Here is an 18,031-nt window from a genome sequence, read left to right on the forward strand (position 1 = left end):
TGGCGGACATCGTGTGCTCCTCGTGTCTGTGTGGTGCCGCCATCCTCGGGGTCGTCGCGAAGCCCGGCATGAGTACGCCTACTCATCTGCCGTGTGGGGACGCCTGGTTGGGACCTCAGCGGGCGGCTCGGGCCGGAACTCAGGAAGTGGGCGCCGGTGCGGCCGGGTCCAGGTGGTGGCCGTCGTCCTTCACTCGGTCGCCCTGGGTGGCCAGCATGTGGCGGACGACGGGCTCCGGCATACGGATCACCACCGGGTGCGGCAGGGTCAGCTCCCGTACCGCCGTGCCGGCGCGGTCCCGCGCCCGGCCCGTCACGGTGGCCTGCACTCTGACATCCAGGGTGAACTGCACCAGGACCGCCTTCATCTTCGGTTTGGTCACGGGCATCGAGCCGGAGGAGTTCGCCATGGCGTCGTTCGGGCCGCCGGCGCCGCCCGCGTTGCCGATCAGCTGGTTGAGGCGGAACTCGGTGGCGTTGAGCACTCCTGCGCCGACCAGCGCACGGGCGGTCCTGCTGTGATCGGTGCTGCTCTGGCCGTCGGCCTGGGTCGGCCGGGGAGCGGCCAGATCGCTCTGCCCGAGAGTTTCGAAGGTCATCTTGCCGCCGAGACCGAGGACCTGCCCGTTGCGCAACCGCGCGTGCACGGAAGCGCGCAGGTCCTGCCCCTCCAGGCCGGTCGCGTACACGGGCGGCAGGTCGGCCCCGGCGGCGGTGAGCAGCGGCAGCGCGCTGATCATCCACTCGGTGGACACCGCCTCGTCGAGGGCGTAGGCCGCCGCCTGTCCCTTGGAGCGGAACCGGTCGCCGCCGCCGGCCGCCCGTACGGCGGAGCTGACCAGCTCCCGGACCTGGGGCGCCCCCTGGAAGCCGTTGACCTGTGCTTCCAAGGGCAGCTTCACACCCGCGTCCCGCCAGGCGGGGGTGAACGCCGTGGCGCCGCCGTCGCGGCTTCCCCGCGAGGAGAGAGCATGGTCCTCCACCGGCATCCGCACCCGGGAGAGCGCCTCCAGGTCCGAGCGCAGGATGCGATGGGTCAGTGCGGTCCTGCCGAGATCGGCGCGGGCCAGCCGCTTGTCGCCCTTGTAGAGTTCGAGGCTCGCACGGATCGGCACCCGCACCTTCTCCGAGGTCAAGGAGCTGTCCGCGACGGACTTCATGCCGAGCTGGCCGCGGCGCACGTCGGCGTCGCGTCGTGAGTGGCCGGACGCGTAGCCCATGCCCCCCGCTCCGCCGACGTTCCTCAGCCGACTGGTGCCGTTCTCGGGTCTGAGGGATCCGGCGAGGACGCCCTCGACGCCGGTGGTGTGTCCCTTGTCGCGGGAGGTGGCCTGCTGCGCGACGGCCGAGGTGATGTACTCCATGTCCCGGCCGTCGCTCGCGGGCGCCGTCGACATGCCGTCGCCCGCCCTGCCGATCTTGAACACCGCCCAGTACGGTGTCCTGCGGTCGTCGAGGAGCTCGACGGTGACTCCGCCGTCCATCGCACTGGACAGCAGCCCGGCGGAACCGTCCCGGTCGAGAACACGCAACAGCCGTTGCACGTTGTCGTTGCGGTCGTCGGTCTGGCGGCGGGGCAGCAGGCGTTCCACGAGGCTCGCGTGCGGGCCCCGGGCGAGGCGGCCGCGCAGCTGTGCGAGCAGGGGGACGAAGTCCGGCAGGTCCTCGATGATGCCGAAGCCGAGGGCGCGGTTCGCCGCGAGCGCCGGTGCGGATGAGGTGGTCGTGGTCGTCGCCGTCGCCGTCGCGGTGTCCGTGTGGGCGGCCGGTGTGCGGGCGGCGGCCGCCCGGGAACTCTCCGCCTGCGTCTCACCGCTCGGATGCGGAGCCGTGTGGCCATGGTCGGCGGGCGGCGTTGTCCGAGCGGCCACCTCCTGCCGTACCGACTCCGGCAGCTGTGCCTCCGTCAGCCATACGCCCGCCGCCGCGGGCAGGGTGCGTACGCCCTTGGTGACATAGGGGCCCGCCCCGGTGACCTTGACCTCCGCGACCATGTTCAGCAGCACATCGCACTGCACCAGGTACAGCTTGCCCTTCTTCGGGGTGTGGGCGTTGCGCTCCACCGTACCGGCCACGGTGAGCGCGTCGGCGTTGCTCCTGCCCGAGGTGTGGGAAACCGCCAGGCCCTGGCCCGCGCGCCAGCTGGCACCGGTCTCCACACCACCGACCGCGTATTGGAAGACGTGGGAGGTGCCCTTGCCCTTCAGGCCGGTGGACTGGTGCCCGCCGAGCACGAAGGTCTCGGTGCCCGGCCCCTCCGCCAGGTGCAGGAACTTCGGGTTGGCCAGGGAGATCCGGGTCCCCACCGCGCCGTTGAGCCCGGCGAGGCGCCGCGGATAGGTGAGGTTCTTCACGACCCAGCCGGCGGACGCGGCCTGCCGCAGCGCGCCCTGGATCGCCCGCTCGCCGAACCGCTCCTCGATCGCCTGTCGAGGCGCGAGCCCCTCCGTCGCGAGCGCCGGGTCCTCGCGTAGACCCTTGTCGCGGGCCGCCGCCCGGGCCAGCAGCTGGAAGGCGAGGTCCCGTACGGGTTCCCCGTCGAGCGACTCCACCAGCTGCCACTGCGTCAGCAGTGCTCCGACGGACGGCCGCGGAGTGAGCTCGGCCAGATCGCCGATCCCCTTGGCCTCGAACTGGTGCTCGGCGGCGGCGGGCGCGCTCCGGCGAGCGGCGGACACGGCGGCGATCCGGTTCATGTCCGCCCTGTCCACGGTGAATTCGGTCGGGGTGAGCAGCCGTATGTCCTGTGGACCAAGGTTGATGTAGGCGACCGTCTCGGCCTCCGGCACGTCCCGGCCCGGTGTGCCCGGGGTGACACCACGGGCGAGTTTGCGCGGCCTGGAGGTCATGGTGACCTCCACATCGAGTCGCAGGGCCGCCGTGAACGCGCTCGCGCTGTCGGAGCCGTTGGACACGATGTCCGTACGGCTGGTGGGGCCGGCCTGATTGCGGCGGGCGCCGCTACGGTGATGCTCGTAGCGGGCTCCCATGGTCATGATGCCGGGAACCACCCGTGCCTGGCCCAGGAGCAGACCGCCGATGGACCGTGAACTGCCCCGGCCGCTCTGCGAGTTGCTGGTGACGCCGGCGTGGCTGCGCACCGACCAGTCCTTGACGTCGCCCTCGAAGGCGGTCTCGCCCAGCGCGCCCTTGAAGAGGAGTTGCACGTCGTGCGCGTGCAGGCTCGTCTTGCGGCGCAGCCGTACCCGGATGCCGGTGGACAGCAGCTGGTCCTTGTTGACCCGGAGGTTGGTCTCCGACATGGCGGCCATCAGCGCACGGTAGTTCTGCCGCTGGGTCTCGGCCTCCTCCTGGCCGATCTCCGCGGGCGCGGGATCGGTGCCGAAGGCGGGGAGGTAGCCGGCGAGCCGGGGGTCGGTGGCGAACAGTTGGCGTACGGTCCGCACCATGGGCCCGGTGTCGAGTCGGCTGAGCGCGACGTTCGCTCCCTTGCCGCCGAAGGGCAGGAACCGCTCGACTTCGACCTCGGCGCCGTGTGCGTCGGTCGTCCTCGGCTTCTCGGTGAACTCACCGGCGGTCATTCCCTGCGGCAGGGGCAGACCCAGTGCCTTGGCCTCGTCGGCTCGCAGACTGAACCAGACGTCCATCGAGTGACGGGCCACCCGGGGCCCGGGACGCAGGGCCATGTCCCCCGCGCGTTGGCCCGTGCCCTCCGCGGTGAGGGTCATCCTGCCGAAGTACAGGGCCTTCGCCCCGCGGACCTCGGCGCCCTGCCGGCTGGAGACGGCCTGTTCGGCCGCGGAGCCGCGCGCCTTGCGGGCACCGCCGACCGGCATCGCGCTCCCACGGACGACGGCCGCGTTGGCCACGGCCCCGACCCCGATCGCCGGGCCCGCTCCGGCCTGGAGCGCACGCCCCTTGCCCGCGCTCTGAGCGACCGACGTCTGGGCCTGCTGGTGGTTGCGGAGCTGGGTGTTGCCGGTTCCCCAGGCCGGGACGACCCGGTCGAGCGTCGCCCGCAGGTGGTAGCTGCCCACCGTCTTACCGTCCTTGGCCACGAGGTCTTCGCCGACGACGCCGTCGCGCAGCAGCCGGGGCAGGTCCTCCAGGACCGTCGCCGTGGCGGTCGCCGCGTACAGCCGGGCCCTGCCGGGGGCGCCGGGTGAGGTGACGGCGGGATGCATGACGGAGGCGACCGTGTCGAAGAGTCCGCCGCCGCCTTCATGGGGTGCGGCCGTCTCGGTCACCCCGATGGGGGCCAGGGAGTCCGAGAGGGAGACGACCCGAGCCTGGGCGGTCGACCCCACCGGACGCCGGGAGCGCTGTGTCGTTCCGGGCCCGCCGGTGCCCGCCGGGGTGAGGTGCTCGACCGGGACCCGGTGGGTGAGCCCGCCCGGGACCTGGGCGGTCTGCGTCAACCCGTCGCCGACCTTGCGCACCCGCACCGTGTACCGCACCTTTCGGTGCACCTCGACCGTCCCCTTTTCGCTGCGCAGTACGCGGATCTCCGCCACGTTCCGCTGGTGACGGGACTCGCGGGAGGACTGCCAGGGCTGGACGTTGCCGGTGACGGCGCCGCCGAGCCACAGTCCCGGCACGACGGGCGCGAGACCGAAGGCCACGCCACCGGCGCCCTTGCTGGAGGAGCCTCCGCCGGTGCTGCTCACGGTGGCGGCGCTGGTGTGGTGGACGTCGAGCTTGGTGTCCTTGCCCTCGGGATCCTCCAGTTCGGCGAGCGGCTGCGCCGTGACGTCGGCCGGGAGTCCCGCCTGGAAGAGGGGAGGGCGGTCGTCGGGGGCCCGGGAGATGCTGACGGTGACGTCGTACCACTCGGCGCCGCTGGTGCCCGGGACGGGGAAGGCGCGGCCCGCCCCGAAGAAGCTCTCCGGCCGCCCGGCCAGCTCCGCCTCGATGTCGGCGAGGGCGCCGTCGTCCTGTCCGACGAGGGCGGCGATCCGGGATCGCACCAGATCGTCGCCGGTCAGCCCGTACGTCATGGAGAGCCCGCCCGCCTCCAGGTTCAACAGGTACGACGGCAGTTCGAACCGCTTCGGTGCGGGCGGGCTCGGTTTCCCCTTCTCTTTGGCCTGGGGGGCGGCGGGCCTGATGCCGGACACCGCCGTCAGATGCGGCTCTTCCGGTAAGCCGAACGGCTTTTCCGGCGGAAGAACGCCCGCCCTGCCCTTTCCCTTGTCCGGGCCGACGCCGACCTCCTCGGAGCCGGGCTGCCGCTCGGAGAACCCGCTCCAGCTGCCTGAGCGCGGTTGCTGCCCCTGCCCGTTCCGCGCGGCCCGAATCGCCTCAGCGGCTGCCCTGTTGCCCGCCGTCTGCTGGACGGCGCGCACGGCGAGGGGAGCCCTCCCCGGTCTCTCGATTCCCTTCTCCTGGGCATCGGGGCGGGAGCCGGACCGCTGTGGGGAAGCGCCGCTCCGGCCGCTTCCCGGCTGCTGGTGACTGCGCACGCTGTCTCGCTTCCCCTTGGCGGGACGACCGGGCTACCGGGATCTGCCGCTGTTGGACGGGCCGAAGAACTCGATCTCGGCGATGGCGACCTGTTTGTCGGCGGAGGCCGCGTAGGCCGAGCGCACGATGAAACGTACGGCGGTGACCTCATCGGCCCGGAAGGCGCGGCGCTGGCCCCCGGCGGCCTGGTCGAGGGTGAGGAAGCGGGATTCCTTCTTGCCGTCCGCGGTGGTGATCACGGCCTCGACGCGCCGGGGGAGTGCCGACTCGGAGAGCTCGTCGGCGCGCACGGAGACGCCGGGGGTGATGATGACGTCGAGCAGTCGGGTGGGCTGGTCGAAGCGGGCCTCGACCCATTCGCCCTCACCGGACTGGTTGACCCCCGGCCCCCACCAGGTGTTGTTGAGCTTGTCGAAAGCGAGTTCCGGACCGTGCCGCGGATAGGAGCGCGAGGCTTTGACGCTGTCCGGTCCGACCGGGCCGCGCTTGGAGAAGTGGTCGCGGACCGCGCTGACGGCGTCGTCGGCGTTGACGACGGCGGTGATCAGCACAGTGAGCAGCACCGCCCAGAGCGCCCAGGTCATGAGGTAGCCCAGACCCCGCTTCAGACGCGGCCGGTCACCGGCCCACGGTGCCTCCCGCTGACGGAAGTCCAGCACGCGGCGCCACCATGGGCGGCGTCCGGGGACCGCGGGGCCGCCGGATTGCGGCATGGCACACAGGACGCAGTAGTGCCGGTCCGGCCGGTTGGACGTGCCGCACCAAGGGCAGGGCACGCCGCCGTCGGCGCCGGGCTCCCGGCCGGGGTTGCGGACCTGCGGGCGGTCCGCGACCGGGCGGCCCGGCAACACAGGCGGGACGGACGCTGTCGGCGCGTCCCGGCGGTCGCTGTCGGCGACCGGCACGATCAGAGACCTGGCCCGCGCGACCGTGTCGTCTCCGGCGGCGGAGGTTGCGGAGGTTGCGGAGGACGCCGAGGGACGCGGTGAGGTAGGGGCGGCTTCCGCCCCGCCGGTGCGGGTGGGCCCGTCGGTTGCCCCAGTCGTGTGCGGATCTGGGGTGAGCGGCTCGCTGCGGCGCGACGCGCTCGTGCCGGGGTCCTCGGTGCTCGACGCGCTGGTGTCCGGTCGGCCGGGGCTCGGACGGTCCGGGTCCGGCCCAGGCTCTCCAGAGGTGCGCGTGCCGGACGGGGTGCCGTCCGTTTCCGAGGTTCGCGTCGCGGTCGACGGGGCCTGCCCGAACGAGGCCACGAGATCGGCGTACGCGTTGTCCTCGGCATCGGCGTACCGCCCGGTGGCCCGCCCCGATCCAGGCGACGGCTCAGTGCTCCCGGTCGCGGACGCCCCGAGATCAACCGACCGACTTCCGCCCCGGTCGTCCGGGTCCGTGTCCCGGCCAACCCCACCCGCGGCTGCCCGGTCGCCTTCGGCCCGGGAGTCCGATCGCCCGGCCGGCGGGCGGGCTTCGGCGGTGTGCGCGTCGTCCGTTCCACGGGCGTTGCCGGTCCGGGTGGCGAACTGCCCGGACGTCGGCTCCTCGGTGCGCGGGGCGTCCGACTCGCGGGCGTGGGTGTCTTGGGCCGTCTCACCGCGCGCCGCCATGTGGCGGGCCCAGCGCAGCACGGCGCCGCAGGAGTCGCAGAAGAACTGGCCGGGCGCCGCCCGGGTGCCGCAGTCGGCGCAGCGCGCTGCCCCGTCCCTGCCGGAACCGGTGGCGGGGGGCTGGCTGGTCATCTCTCGGGAATCCTTTCCGCGGCGGTCACCTGGACCGTGTAGGGCATATGGGCGGGGCGGGCCGCGGCCACGAGGCTGTCGAGCCGGTGTGTGTCCGCGGGGGCCGGGTCGGGCAGCCGCAGGGTGACGTGCAGCCGTGGCCGGGGCTCGCCGGGGACGGGGCCGAGTGGCCCGGCGCTCCAGTCGGCGGCTCCGCTCTCGCTGATCTCTGGCTCCACACCGAAGGCCAGCCGGACCGTCTCGGCCAGTCCGCGTCGCGTGCCGCGTACCCGGTGCAGATGCGCGGCGGTCGCCACGGCGGCCCGCAGCCACTCCTCGGGCTCCGTGCCGTCGGTCTCGGCGCCGACCCAGCCGCCGAGCCAGCGGGTGAAGTCCGCCGGGGCGAGCGCGGGGGTGAAGTAGGAGTCCAGGCAGTCCAGGACGTTCAGGATCGGAGCGAGCACCTCGTCGAGACCCGCGACGAAACGCTGTGCCAGGTCGTCGTCGGCGAACACGGCGGGCAGCATCTCGCCGAGCGGTGCGGAGGACCTCAGCCCGTCGACGGAACCCCTCGCACTCATGCGCCGTCCCCCATCACGCGCACCCGGTGGTCGAAGGAGAACACCAGCGCCGCCGGGTCCAGGTCGATCCGGTCCGTCGTCTCGCCCCGTTTTCCGGTCAGTGGGTCGGCCGGGTGCAGCAGCACCTCGTCGACCAGTTCCACACCGGCCACGCGCTGCAGCACAGCGAAGATCTCGCCCGCCTGGACCCGTCGGCCGAACGGCCAGCCCGTCCCGTCGGCACCCCCGGTCAGCGGGTCGAGGTGGCGGTAGAGGGCGTCCTGCGCCTGCCGCCGCACCCGGTCGGCGTCCACGCCCCGGAAGGCGTGCACGGTCGCGACGACGGTCACGCCCTGGTAGAACGGCGGCCCCACCGCCAGCCGGGTCCCGATGAGCCTGCGCTCGTCGAGGAAGCGGGTGATGCGTCGCAACAGGCCGTCCCCGGGGACCAGTTGCTCGAATCGCAGCCTGCCGCCCGGGTCCGGCACCGCCTGCGGGACCACCAGCACCCGTACCGCGTACGCCCCGTGCTCGCTCTCCTCGCCCTCCAGGCAGGAGATACGGGCCGTCTCCGGGGCGGCACGCCGCGCGAGTTCCTCGTAGTCGCGCAGGGTCACCGCGCGCTCCTGGGCCCGCAGGGTGATCGGCGCCCGGGTCTTGGCCTCCTCCACCGTCTCGCCCTCGACCCCGCCCCGCGCCGCCTCCCGGTTGACGACCGAGGAGACGTACGGGACGGAGGTGCGCAGCACCCGCACCGCGCCGCGGGCCACGTTCCCGGCCCGGCCGCCGCCGACCCGGTAGCGGCGCACCCGTACGACCGCGCCCTGCGCAGGCACCATCCCGTACTGGCGTAGGGTGCCGTCGGGTTCCCGGACCGCCGGGCCGAAGGCGACCTCCCCGGTCGTGGCGTCGACGGTGATGTGCCGGTCGTGCGGTCCGGAGGCGGCGAAGTGGGGTACGACGTCCCAGTCCCGCCAGCCGTCGTCCTCGGCCGTCTGCAACAGCACCGGCGGATCGTCGCCCACGACGGGCGCGTGAGCCAGCCGGAGCCGCTGGCCGGGCAGACCGGTGGACTCGCCCAGGGACTCGTCGTACACGGTCTCGGCGTGCACCACGCCGGTGGTGCCGCCCACGGTGAACGCCTCGGCGGCACGCACGGTCGGCGAGGTGGTGTAAAAGGGCTGGCCCGGCAGCGGCTCGGTGACCCGGCAGCGCAACCAGCCGGCCTCCCGCCCGCCGGTACGGGACAGCACATGCCCGCCGGGAACGTGCAGCACGGCCTCGCCCGGCCGGTTGAGGCCGCCGGTGCCGTCCCGGTCCACTTCACAGGCGGCCCAGCCGTCCTCGGTCCACGCCTCCCACACCAGCGGCGGCTGCCGCGGGTCGACGCCGACGCCGTCGACCCGGCTGTCCAGACCCAGCGCCACCGCGCAGTGCGGCACGGCGGCGTCCAGCCCGAGCAGCATGCAGTCACCAGGGCGTGGGGCTTCGGCGAAGCACATCACGTCCTTCGCCTCGGCGAGATCGGCGGTCAGGTCGGTGACGGGCTCGCCCTGTCGCTGCACCATGAGATGGCGCAACGCGCTGGGTACGACGACCAGTTCACGCTCGGTCGCGAAGACGACCGCCTCCTCGCTCTCGGTGCGAGCGGTGGCGACCTCGGTGCCGACGGGCAGCACCACCGGTTCGTCCTGCGGGGCGGAGAGCCAGAAGGTGACCTCGGTCCGGGCGGCCGACGGCGGGAACAGCCGGATGCCGACCAGGTCGAGGAAGGCCACGTGGTTCTTCTCCGGCACCCGGTTCAGCCGGTAGACGATCTGGTCCGCCATGTGGGCGACCGTCTCGACGAAGGTGATGCCCGGGTCGGAGACGTTGTGGTCGGTCCACTCGGGGGCGCGCCGCTGGATGTAGCGCTTGGCGTCGTCGACGAACTGCTGGAAGCGCCGGTCGTCGAGGTTCGGGGAGGGCAGGGCCATCAGCGGGCGCCTTCCGGGGAGATGTCCGAGCCGTCGTCGCCGGGCTCGTCGTGGGACGGGATGACGTAGAACGGGAAGACCAGGCTGCGCGGGTTGTTGGTGCCGCGGATCGCATAGCGGACGTCGATGAAGAGCACCCCTTGGCCGGTGCTCGCCGTGACCTCCACCTCGGTGACCTCGATCCGTGGCTCCCACCGGTCGAGGCTGACGTACACCTCGTGCTGGATGCGGCCCGCGGTCGCCTCGTTGACCGGCGCGAACACCAGGTCGTGGATGGCGCAGCCGAACTCCGGCCGCATCGGCCGTTCCCCCGGCGCCGTGGACAGCACCAGCCGGATGGCCTCCTCGATCTCCCGTTCCCCGCTGACCAGGGCGATGCCCCCGGTCGGCCCGATGCGCAGGGGGAACGCCCAGCCGGCCCCGACGAACTGCTCGGCCATCAGCAGACCACCCGCCTTCTCCCGCTCCTGGCGGACTTCACCAACATCACGAACGTCATGAACTTCACGGACTTCATGGACTTCACGGACCCGACGACTCTCATGTACTGCGCGGACCGCACCGGACTCCCGCCGTCACGGGATCGGATACGGCTTGTTGTTGACCAGCACGACGCCCTGCAGCATGAGCGTGGCGGCCCGGATGCCCACGTTGGCGGTGGCGTTGACCTGGACGGTCCCTCCCGCGGTGACCGTTGCCGCGCCCGCTGCCTTGAGGCTGAGCGCGCCGAGCGCGTCCACGTTGACGGCCCCGGCGAGCGACTTGAGGTTGACCAGACCTCTGCCCTGGAGGGTGAGGGGGCCGCCGCTCTTGATGGTCAGGGATCGCCGCGCGCTCAGGGTGAGGTCCGTGCCCGCCTCCACCGACACCGACCGGCCGCCCTTGATGGTGACGGAGCCCTTGCTGTCCACCGTGATCTCGGTCTTCGTCCGGTCGAGATTGATGGTGAGCCGGTCGTCGCCGCTCGCGACGCGCACGCCCTGCTGGCGGGCGCCGGTGGTCTGGCTGAGCAGGTCCACCCGGTTCCCGTCCCGGTCGGACAGCGTGTGCCGGATGGCCTTCTGCCGCAGTCCGTCGTGCAGGGGCACGTCCGGGACCGGGGTCGGCACGTCCCGGCCGTTGTAGAGGCCGCCGATGACGAACGGATGGTCCAATGCCCCTCGGTCGAAGGCCACCAGCACCTCATCACCGACGTCCAGCGGGAAGATCCCGCCGCCCGACTTGCCGCCCCACTGCACGGTGCGGGTCCAGTCGCTGACGTAGGTGTCGTCCAGCCACGGGAACCGCAGCTTCACCCGGCCCTGCTTCAGCGGGTCCTGTACGTCGGTGACGAGGGCGTTGGCCACGCTCGGCAGCCTTGGCGCGGTGGTGCCGCCGGCGCCGGAGGCGAGCCCGTACAGGGAACGCCACTGCCGGCCGCTGACGGTCACCCAGGTCTGATAGTGGCTGTCGTCGCCGAAGACGTGCCGTACGGAGGTGACCGTGTACTTGCCCTCGAAGGGGACGCCCACGTCCCTGAGCGTGACCGGCACACCGGGGCGCAGCTTCGGGTTGCCGCGCACGGTGACCTCCAGCTCGGCGAAGGAGGACGCGATGTCGTCGGCGAGCGCGTCGGCGGCGTGGCGGACCTCGGACTGGCGGTCGTACGGCGTCTCGGTCTCCACCAGTTTCCCGGGCGGGAACGCCGAGGCTGCCGCGCCCGGGGTGGTGCCGATGGCGACGGCCGGGGTCCTGGTCGTGGGCGCCGTCGCGGTGAGGGTCTTCTTCGTGGTGACGTCCCAGCCCCGCGACTCGACCCTGCCGATCTGGTCCGCGGAGGTGACCGCGGCCCGGCAGCGCAGCACGTCCTGCCCGGCGTGCAGCACGAACGGGCTCTTGTCGCCGTCGGTGCTGGTCGGTGGAGCTCCGGACGCCGGCGCCGCCTCGACGAACTGGAATTTGCCCCGGGAGTCCAGCGACATCACCATGCCGTTCTCGCCGGCGAGCCGGGAGAGGAAGTCCCAGTCGGTGACGTTCGACTGGCTGATGAACTCATAGACAGTCTTGGTCGACCGCACCCTGCCGATCGCGATGCCGCTGCGCGCGGCCAGTTTGCGGGCGATGTCGGCGGCGGTCTGGTTGCGGTACGCGGCGACCCGGCGCTGCCGCATCAGACGGTGGCCCAGGTCGTATCCGCGGATCACGGTGAACGTGCCGGTGCCGTCGTAGTCGGTCTCCATGCCGGTCACCTCGCCCGTGAGCAACGGCGATGCCGCGCCCTGGCTGTCCGAGACCGGCGCCACGACCACCTTCGTGCCGAACCGTACGTTCAGCTCGCCGAGCAGCAGGCCGTGCGGGTCCCGGAAGGTGAGCCGGAACGCGCCGGGGACGCCGGACCCGAGGTCCACCCACGCCCCGACGAGATCGTCGGCGATGTGGTCCGGGAGCTTGCCGCCGCCGATCGAGACATGGACGACGTTGGAGAAGGACGCCTGCGCCATCAGTGACCGCCCACCTCTTCGGCCGCCGGAAGCACCACTTGAGTGCCGGTCCGCAGCCGGGACGGGTCGTCGATGCCGTTGGCCTCGGCGATCGCCCGCCAGACGTTCGCGTCGCCGTACTCCCGCCACGCCAGCGACTGCAGCGTGTCGCCCGCGACGACGCGGTGCACCCGCCGTGCGGTGAGCGCTCCCGAGGTGGGGTTCTGTCCCCTGGTCCGGCTGGGGATCTCGTGCAGCCGCACCTGACAGGTGGCCCGGATCGGTACTCCTGTCGTGCCGAACAGCGAGTAGGCGGCTTCCACGGAGGAGACGTACGCGGTGAAGCGGGCCGTCGAGAAGGACCCCCACTGGAAGACGACCCAGGGGGTGGAGGGCTGTTTGGCGGCGATGCTCTTCGCGGTCACCTCACAGCACGAGAACAGTGCCTCCACTTTCTTCAGCACGCTGTTGCCGCCCGGGTCGGTGGAGGAGTCCAGGAAGATCTCCACCGTCATCTGCCGTGGCTCGGGCCCCATGAACTCCGGTACGGAACCGTCGCGCACCGCGGCGGTCGGGGTGCTCTTCCACTGGGCCTGCCGGCTGAGCGCGAGCTGGGACGGGTTGAACTCGAAGGTGAAGTTCTTGATCAGCGCGCCCGGGGTGGTGCTGCGGCCGATCGGCGGCTCGTGAATGGCCAGCGAGGCCCGCACCAGGCTCTTGCCCGCGCCGCCTCTTCCTGCCTTGCCTGCCATGTGCGCTCGCCCCTAGTCCGTGAACCCGTGATGCGTGATTTCCAGAACCTCCGTCGCCACGGCGGGACTCGCCGGATCGAGGGAGGGCCCCTGCCAGCTGACCGGCAGCACGTCGATCAGCCCCCAGCGCGCCACCTCCGAGCCGTCCGCGCGCAATGCCGCGATCTGGCCGGTGGGCCGGGTGATGCCCGTGCTCACGGAGGAGATCCAGGCCGCGACCTTCGCCGTGTCCGGAGTCAGGGGCCGGGTCAGCCGGATCGTTGAGAACGTCACCCGGGACGGGAGCTGCCAGACGAACCCGTTGTTCCCGCCCTCCTGGCGCTGCTCGATCTCCACGGTGGAGGCCAGCCCTTCGCACCCGTTGAAGTAGCCGAGGCTTTCGCCGTCGATGGTGAGGGTGAAGAAGATGGTGGATCCCGGGTCGAGATCGCGGGGCATCGGGTGGCCTTTCTGGGACGTAGCTGGTCGGTCGAGCCGTGGGGCGGGGACGGGGACGGGGGCAGGGGCGGGGGCGGGTCAGTCGCGCGGATCTCGGAGCCTTCCGACGCGCTCCCGGTCGAGCCGGAGTTCGGTACGCAGGTGCCGTGTGATCCGGCCGACGAGCCGGTGCGTCAGGTCGTCGAGCTGGAAGTCGGTCAGGGAACGGGGGTCGAAGGCGGGGCCGGGCGCCCCGGTCCGATCGCTCGGATCGGCCATGGACGCAGGGGAGTCGGTGTGCCTCGGCGGCGACTGGGGCGTTTTGCGCGAGGTGGGTGCGGCCGATGTTCTGTTCGGCCCGGGTTCGGGGGCGCGCTGAACGACCGGAGGACTCGGCGGAGGTGCGGGAGCCGGCGCTGGACGGGTGACCGGCGGCGGCACGTGCGGGGTGGACGGGAACCGCTGCACCGGCATGACGGGGGTGGCGGGCTGAGGCGGCACAGGTGTGACGACGGGCATCGGGGCGCGCTGCACGGAGACGGGTACCACGCCGCCGACGGGCGGTCGCACGGGTGCGCGTGGACCTGCCGACCGGACCGGAACCGCGTCGCCGCGCGTCGGCCGCTCGGGGTGAGCGAGCCGCTGAACGGCCGGACGCCGGGCGGACGGCTCGGGCTCGCCGGACGGCGCCAGGGCCGGGCGGTTCATCGGAGTGGGGGCGGTGCCGACCTGTCGGCGTTCCCTGCCGCCGAAGACGCCGCTGAGGTGGGCGTCGGGGTGCGCGTCGGTGCGGGGCGTCACCGGAGACGTGGCGGAGGCCATGCGCTGGACGGGGAAGGCGGGGGCAGCGGAACCCCCGCCCGGCGGGACGGCAGGGGAACGGGAACCGGCGCCCGGGGTGAGGGTGCGCTGCACTGTTGGATGCGCACCGGCGCGTGGCAATGGGGCGGTTGCGTCGGCCTGTCGGACTGCGGGACCGGTACTCGAGGGGACGGCAGGGGTGGCAGAGCCGACGCCTGGCGCGGGGGCGCGCTGCACCGTCGGACCGGGAGCGGTGCGGCGCAGTGGTACGGCTGCCCCGGCCTGGCGGTGGGGCGGGGCAAGGGAAACGGGGGCCGGTGTGGTCGGGACGAGGGAGGTCAGTGCCCGTTCGGGAGTGAGCGCACGCAAGGGTGGAGGCACGGGCTGGGGGTGACCCGTGCCTCCACCGGTCTTCCTCGTCCGGTGGTCTGCATCGTGTTCGGACACGACGGGGGCGCCTGGAGTGGCAGCACGTTGAACGGCGTGTCCGGGCCTGTGCGGCCGTGTTGGTGGCGCGGGTGCGGGGAGGGGTGTTCCGGTGCGGTGGGTCTTGTGCGGGGTGCCCGATGGCGGGCGCTCCGATCCACTCACCGCGCGTTGGACGGTGCGGGGTTCGCGCGGCGTCTGCTGGTGGGGTTCTCCGGCGTGGCCCTCGCCGGGCTTGGTGGTGAGGGCGGCGGCGCTGATCGGCACGCCTGTCTGCCCGCCCGGCGTAGGGCGCGTCGGTGCCTTGGCCCCGTCCGGGGCCGGTCCGGCGAACCGCGTGTCGTCGGCGGTGCTCCGCTGAATCGGGGCCGTGCCGACCGCTGGAGCCGTGTGCGACTGCGGACCTGGACCCGTGGTCGGCGTGGGCGCAGGTGTCGGGGCGGTGGGCAGCGGGAGACCGGGTGCTGCCTGTGTCCCACCGCCGACGGCGGTCCGCTGGACCGAGGGCCCAGCGGGTGCCGAAGAGCTCCGGGACGTGGAAGCGTTGCCGGGCTGCCCGGACAACGGCTCGGAAGCCGCCGACAGGACCGGGATCGAGGCCGAGTCGGCGGCTATCGGCGCGCCGAGTCCCGCGCGCCGCACGTCGTCGACAGCACGGCGCTGAACCGGAGCGGCCTGACCGGCTGATGGCGTGTCGCGGGACACGGCCACACCCTCGGCCGTCACCCGGGCCGGGCCGCCGGACGTCGGTGTGCCGAGTCCCGAGCGCCGTACGGCATGGGTCGGTGCCGTGGGCGGTTCTGTCTGGGGCCTCGTACTGACGGGCACACTGCGCTGGCTGGCGGGCACACTGCGCTGGATCGGGGCCGCCGTACTGGGTGACGGAGAAACCGGGGGAGTCGCCTCGTCGGCGGGCCGGGCATTCGGCCGCCCCCCAGGCACGGTCGCGGGCACGGGCGCGGCCGGAGGCGGGCCGCCGGACGTCGGTGTGCCGAGTCCCGCGCGCCGCACGCGGCCGATGGGACCGGGCCCTGCGGGGGCCTGCCGACCGGCTGACGATGTGTGGTGGGACGCGGTCGCGGATGCCGAGGCGGAGCCGACGGATGCCGAAGACGGGGGCCTGGCCCCGGCAGCCCTGTCGACAGCGTTTCGCTGGACCGGGGCCGTCGTACCCGCTGTTGGTTCATTCCCGGGCGTGGTCGCGCGGGCCACACGGGCATCGGGAGCCGGACCGAGGTCCGAGGCCGCCGAGTCGACCGGGGTACTCCCTGTCCGACCTGCCGCGCTCCGCTGAACCGGCGCAACCGCACCGGCGGACGGCGCCCTTCCTGACAGGGAGGCGGAGGAGGACACGCCGGCAACGGGAACCGCGCCCGAGCCACTGGACGACTCCCGCGTTGGGCCCACGGCGGGCGTACGCCGCTGGACGGAGTCCGACTCACTGTCGGCCATCGGGGGCCGGAACGAGTCTGCGGAGGTACCCCCAGACGCCGAGGAAGGCGTACGCCCCACTACCGCGCTCCGCTGGACCGAGGCCGAACCTCCAGGCGACGCCACGTCAGGGATCGGAGTTCGGAGCGGGTTGCCGGAGGACCCCTGGGCGGGGGTGGAGGCACTCCGCTGGACGGTGGCCGACGATGTGCCCGAGGAGCGGGACGCACCCGCCGCCGGGGCCGTGGCGGGGCCGTCCGAGGGCTCCCGGTCCGGGCCGGAGGTCGTAGCAGCCGAGGGTGCCGGTGCACCCTGGCTGCCGGCAGCCGACGCCGCCCGGCGGACCACCTCCAGCGCCCGGCGCTGCACCGGGGGCGCCTGCCGGGACCTGGTCAGTGTGGTCGGCGGGGTGAGCGAGGGCTCTGCCGGGGTGACCGCGACGCCGGTCGGGCGGGGCACCGGGACCGGAAGGGCCGCCCGTTGGACCGGTGTGGTGTCGGAGGAGAGAGTGGGCGTCTCGCCGTAGGGCACAACGGGCAGGGCGAGAGAGGGCAGTTCGAGCCCGGCGCCGGGTACCGCCGACGCCGTGAGCGCGTCCTTGACCAGGCCGCCCGGCGCGTCGTCGAGCACGGCGTGGGACATTCCGCTGCGGAACGACGGGTTGCGCCAGGTCGTCAGCCGGCCGCCGAACCCCGCGTCCGCGACCGGCCCGGCCGCGTCGGTGATCGCCCGCTGAATGGGGGGCAGCGTGGGCCATGCGGCCGACCGGGGTGTCTCGGGAGCGGGCCGAACCGCTCCGGTGTCCGGTTCCGCCGCGCCCGTCGACCGCTCCCGGCCCTTCGCCGGTTCACCTGTCAGGGCGTTCCTCAGCAAACCGAGAAGTCCCACGCCGTCACCCCTCCGCCGAGGCACGGGCGACGAACCCGGCGATCTGCTCGGTGTACCGGCGGCGGTCACGGTGTTCGAGGTCCAGGATCTCCTCCAGGCTCCAGTGGAAGTGGTAGGCGATGTACGCGATCTCCTCGTGCAGCCGGTCGGTCGCGTACGTCATGATTCCCCCAGGCGGCTCCCGCCGAGTTCGACCTCGAACGGCTGCTCGCAGTGCGGGCAGGTGACACCCGCCCGTGTGTGGCCCTCGGCGTTGATCTGCCGGTAGAAGTCCTGGAGGAACGCGAGGTCGGAGGCGAACATGTTCTCCACCACGCCGTCGTGCACCACCGCCAGCGTGCCCAGGCGGGTGATCACCCGGCCGAGCAGCACCACCGACAGATAGGCCGGGTTCTCCTGCACCCGCAGGTCCCGCAGCGGGATCAGCTCGTCCCGCGCGGTCGCGAGCCGCATGGTTCCCTCGCGGTGCACGACTCCGGCCTCGTCGACGAATCCGCGGGGCAGCTCGAAGGCGAACTCCGTGAGCAGCCGCTGCGGTGCCGGGGCGGCGGCCGGAGCGCCGGTCCGCTGCCCCGGCACCGTCGCCGCCACGGCCTCTTCCGGTACGGCTCCGGCGGCCGGGACCGCATCCGTGGCCGGGCCCGGCTCGGCGATCGTCGCCCCGGCCCCGCGTGCCGAACGACGCATTACTCGATGACCAGTTCTTCGAACGTGATGGTCACGGTCTCGGTGAGCGCGGCGGCCTCACCGGCCTTCACCGTGCTGGTGTCGACCTTGCTGCACCAGGCGTTGCGCATGTTGTAGCGCTTGACGGGGTTGTCCTGGTAGTCCATCACCAGGATGGTGGCGTTCTTGCGGGCGCTGCCCATGTTCCCGGCGACCGACTCGCTGATCCACTGGTTGAAGGCGGCCGACTGTGTCATACCGCGGACGACGGTGCACGTGCCCGCCTTCTTCACGCCCGGCAGCTTCTTCGTCACCGCCCTGCCCTGCGACGAGACCTGCTGGTACTCGATGACGTCCTGTTCGAGGCTGAGGCCACTGACCTCCGCGAGGTACTCCACCATCACGCCGTCGATCTGGAGGCCGAAATTGTGTGAGGTGAGGGCGTCACCCGGCTGCAGACTCATCCGTGTTCTGTCCTTCCGAGGGGTACTTGGTACTTGCGGTGCGGGGGCTGGGACGG

General features: G+C 72.7%; 14 protein-coding genes. 2 read left to right on the forward strand and 12 right to left on the reverse strand.

The genetic code is table 11. From position 1 onward, the window contains the following. Positions 1–139: 139 nt before the first annotated feature. From ACIRD7_RS08685 to ACIRD7_RS08725, 9 genes are all read right to left on the reverse strand, one after another. On the reverse strand, positions 140–5,305 hold the full coding sequence (locus ACIRD7_RS08685; protein WP_403451369.1) for a hypothetical protein: 5,166 nt from the start codon (positions 5,303–5,305) through the stop codon (positions 140–142). 150 nt (positions 5,306–5,455) lie between these two features. Then, the gene (locus ACIRD7_RS08690) at positions 5,456–7,156 is read right to left on the reverse strand and encodes an NADase-type glycan-binding domain-containing protein (protein WP_403451371.1); all 1,701 of its coding nucleotides are present in this window, start codon (positions 7,154–7,156) and stop codon (positions 5,456–5,458) included. Further along, complete coding sequence (locus tag ACIRD7_RS08695; protein ID WP_403451373.1) at positions 7,153–7,716, reverse strand: phage tail protein; 564 nt, start codon at positions 7,714–7,716, stop codon at positions 7,153–7,155. The genes ACIRD7_RS08690 and ACIRD7_RS08695 overlap by 4 nt, the downstream gene beginning before the upstream one ends. Next, positions 7,713–9,671 carry a putative baseplate assembly protein gene (locus ACIRD7_RS08700; RefSeq protein ID WP_403451374.1) on the reverse strand — a complete coding sequence of 653 codons (1,959 nt, stop codon included), beginning with the start codon at positions 9,669–9,671 and terminating at the stop codon, positions 7,713–7,715. Before ACIRD7_RS08700 ends, ACIRD7_RS08695 begins: the two co-directional genes overlap by 4 nt. Then, a complete protein-coding gene (locus ACIRD7_RS08705) occupies positions 9,671–10,111 on the reverse strand; it encodes a GPW/gp25 family protein (RefSeq protein WP_403451376.1) in 441 nt (146 codons plus the stop codon). Before ACIRD7_RS08705 ends, ACIRD7_RS08700 begins: the two co-directional genes overlap by 1 nt. Before the next feature lie 135 nt (positions 10,112–10,246). Beyond that, positions 10,247–12,151: a VgrG-related protein gene (locus ACIRD7_RS08710; protein WP_403451378.1), complete on the reverse strand. Its 1,905-nt coding sequence runs from the start codon at positions 12,149–12,151 to the stop codon at positions 10,247–10,249. Beyond that, entirely contained in the window at positions 12,151–12,882 is a 732-nt protein-coding gene (locus ACIRD7_RS08715) for a LysM peptidoglycan-binding domain-containing protein (protein ID WP_403451380.1), read from the reverse strand. Before ACIRD7_RS08715 ends, ACIRD7_RS08710 begins: the two co-directional genes overlap by 1 nt. 12 nt (positions 12,883–12,894) lie before the next feature. Beyond that, a complete protein-coding gene (locus ACIRD7_RS08720) occupies positions 12,895–13,320 on the reverse strand; it encodes a phage tail protein (protein ID WP_126396200.1) in 426 nt (141 codons plus the stop codon). Between the two features lie 78 nt (positions 13,321–13,398). After that, positions 13,399–13,578 carry a hypothetical protein gene (locus tag ACIRD7_RS08725; RefSeq protein WP_403451382.1) on the reverse strand — a complete coding sequence of 60 codons (180 nt, stop codon included), beginning with the start codon at positions 13,576–13,578 and terminating at the stop codon, positions 13,399–13,401. Between the two features lie 2,530 nt (positions 13,579–16,108). On the opposite strand from ACIRD7_RS08725, the gene ACIRD7_RS08730 reads away from it, so the two are divergent. Both ACIRD7_RS08730 and ACIRD7_RS08735 read left to right on the forward strand, forming a co-directional pair. Beyond that, positions 16,109–16,483 (forward strand): hypothetical protein, encoded by a 375-nt coding sequence (locus ACIRD7_RS08730; RefSeq protein WP_403451383.1) that lies wholly within the window; start codon positions 16,109–16,111, stop codon positions 16,481–16,483. A gap of 60 nt (positions 16,484–16,543) precedes the next feature. Then, positions 16,544–16,693: a hypothetical protein gene (locus ACIRD7_RS08735; RefSeq protein WP_403451385.1), complete on the forward strand. Its 150-nt coding sequence runs from the start codon at positions 16,544–16,546 to the stop codon at positions 16,691–16,693. 156 nt (positions 16,694–16,849) lie between these two features. Here ACIRD7_RS08735 and ACIRD7_RS08740 read toward each other — a convergent pair whose 3' ends face one another. The 3 genes from ACIRD7_RS08740 to ACIRD7_RS08750 are packed head-to-tail and all read right to left on the reverse strand — an operon-like array spanning position 16,850 to position 17,975. Next, the gene (locus ACIRD7_RS08740; protein WP_175647664.1) at positions 16,850–17,008 is read right to left on the reverse strand and encodes a DUF6760 family protein; all 159 of its coding nucleotides are present in this window, start codon (positions 17,006–17,008) and stop codon (positions 16,850–16,852) included. After that, positions 17,005–17,532, reverse strand: coding sequence for a hypothetical protein (locus ACIRD7_RS08745; RefSeq protein ID WP_403451387.1), 528 nt, complete (start codon positions 17,530–17,532; stop codon positions 17,005–17,007). The genes ACIRD7_RS08740 and ACIRD7_RS08745 overlap by 4 nt, the downstream gene beginning before the upstream one ends. After that, on the reverse strand, positions 17,532–17,975 hold the full coding sequence (locus tag ACIRD7_RS08750; protein WP_067228587.1) for a phage tail protein: 444 nt from the start codon (positions 17,973–17,975) through the stop codon (positions 17,532–17,534). The genes ACIRD7_RS08745 and ACIRD7_RS08750 overlap by 1 nt, the downstream gene beginning before the upstream one ends. Positions 17,976–18,031 lie beyond the last annotated feature (56 nt).

The sequence above is a fragment of the Streptomyces sp. NPDC093568 genome (assembly GCF_044764945.1).
GTDB lineage: Bacteria > Actinomycetota > Actinomycetes > Streptomycetales > Streptomycetaceae > Streptomyces.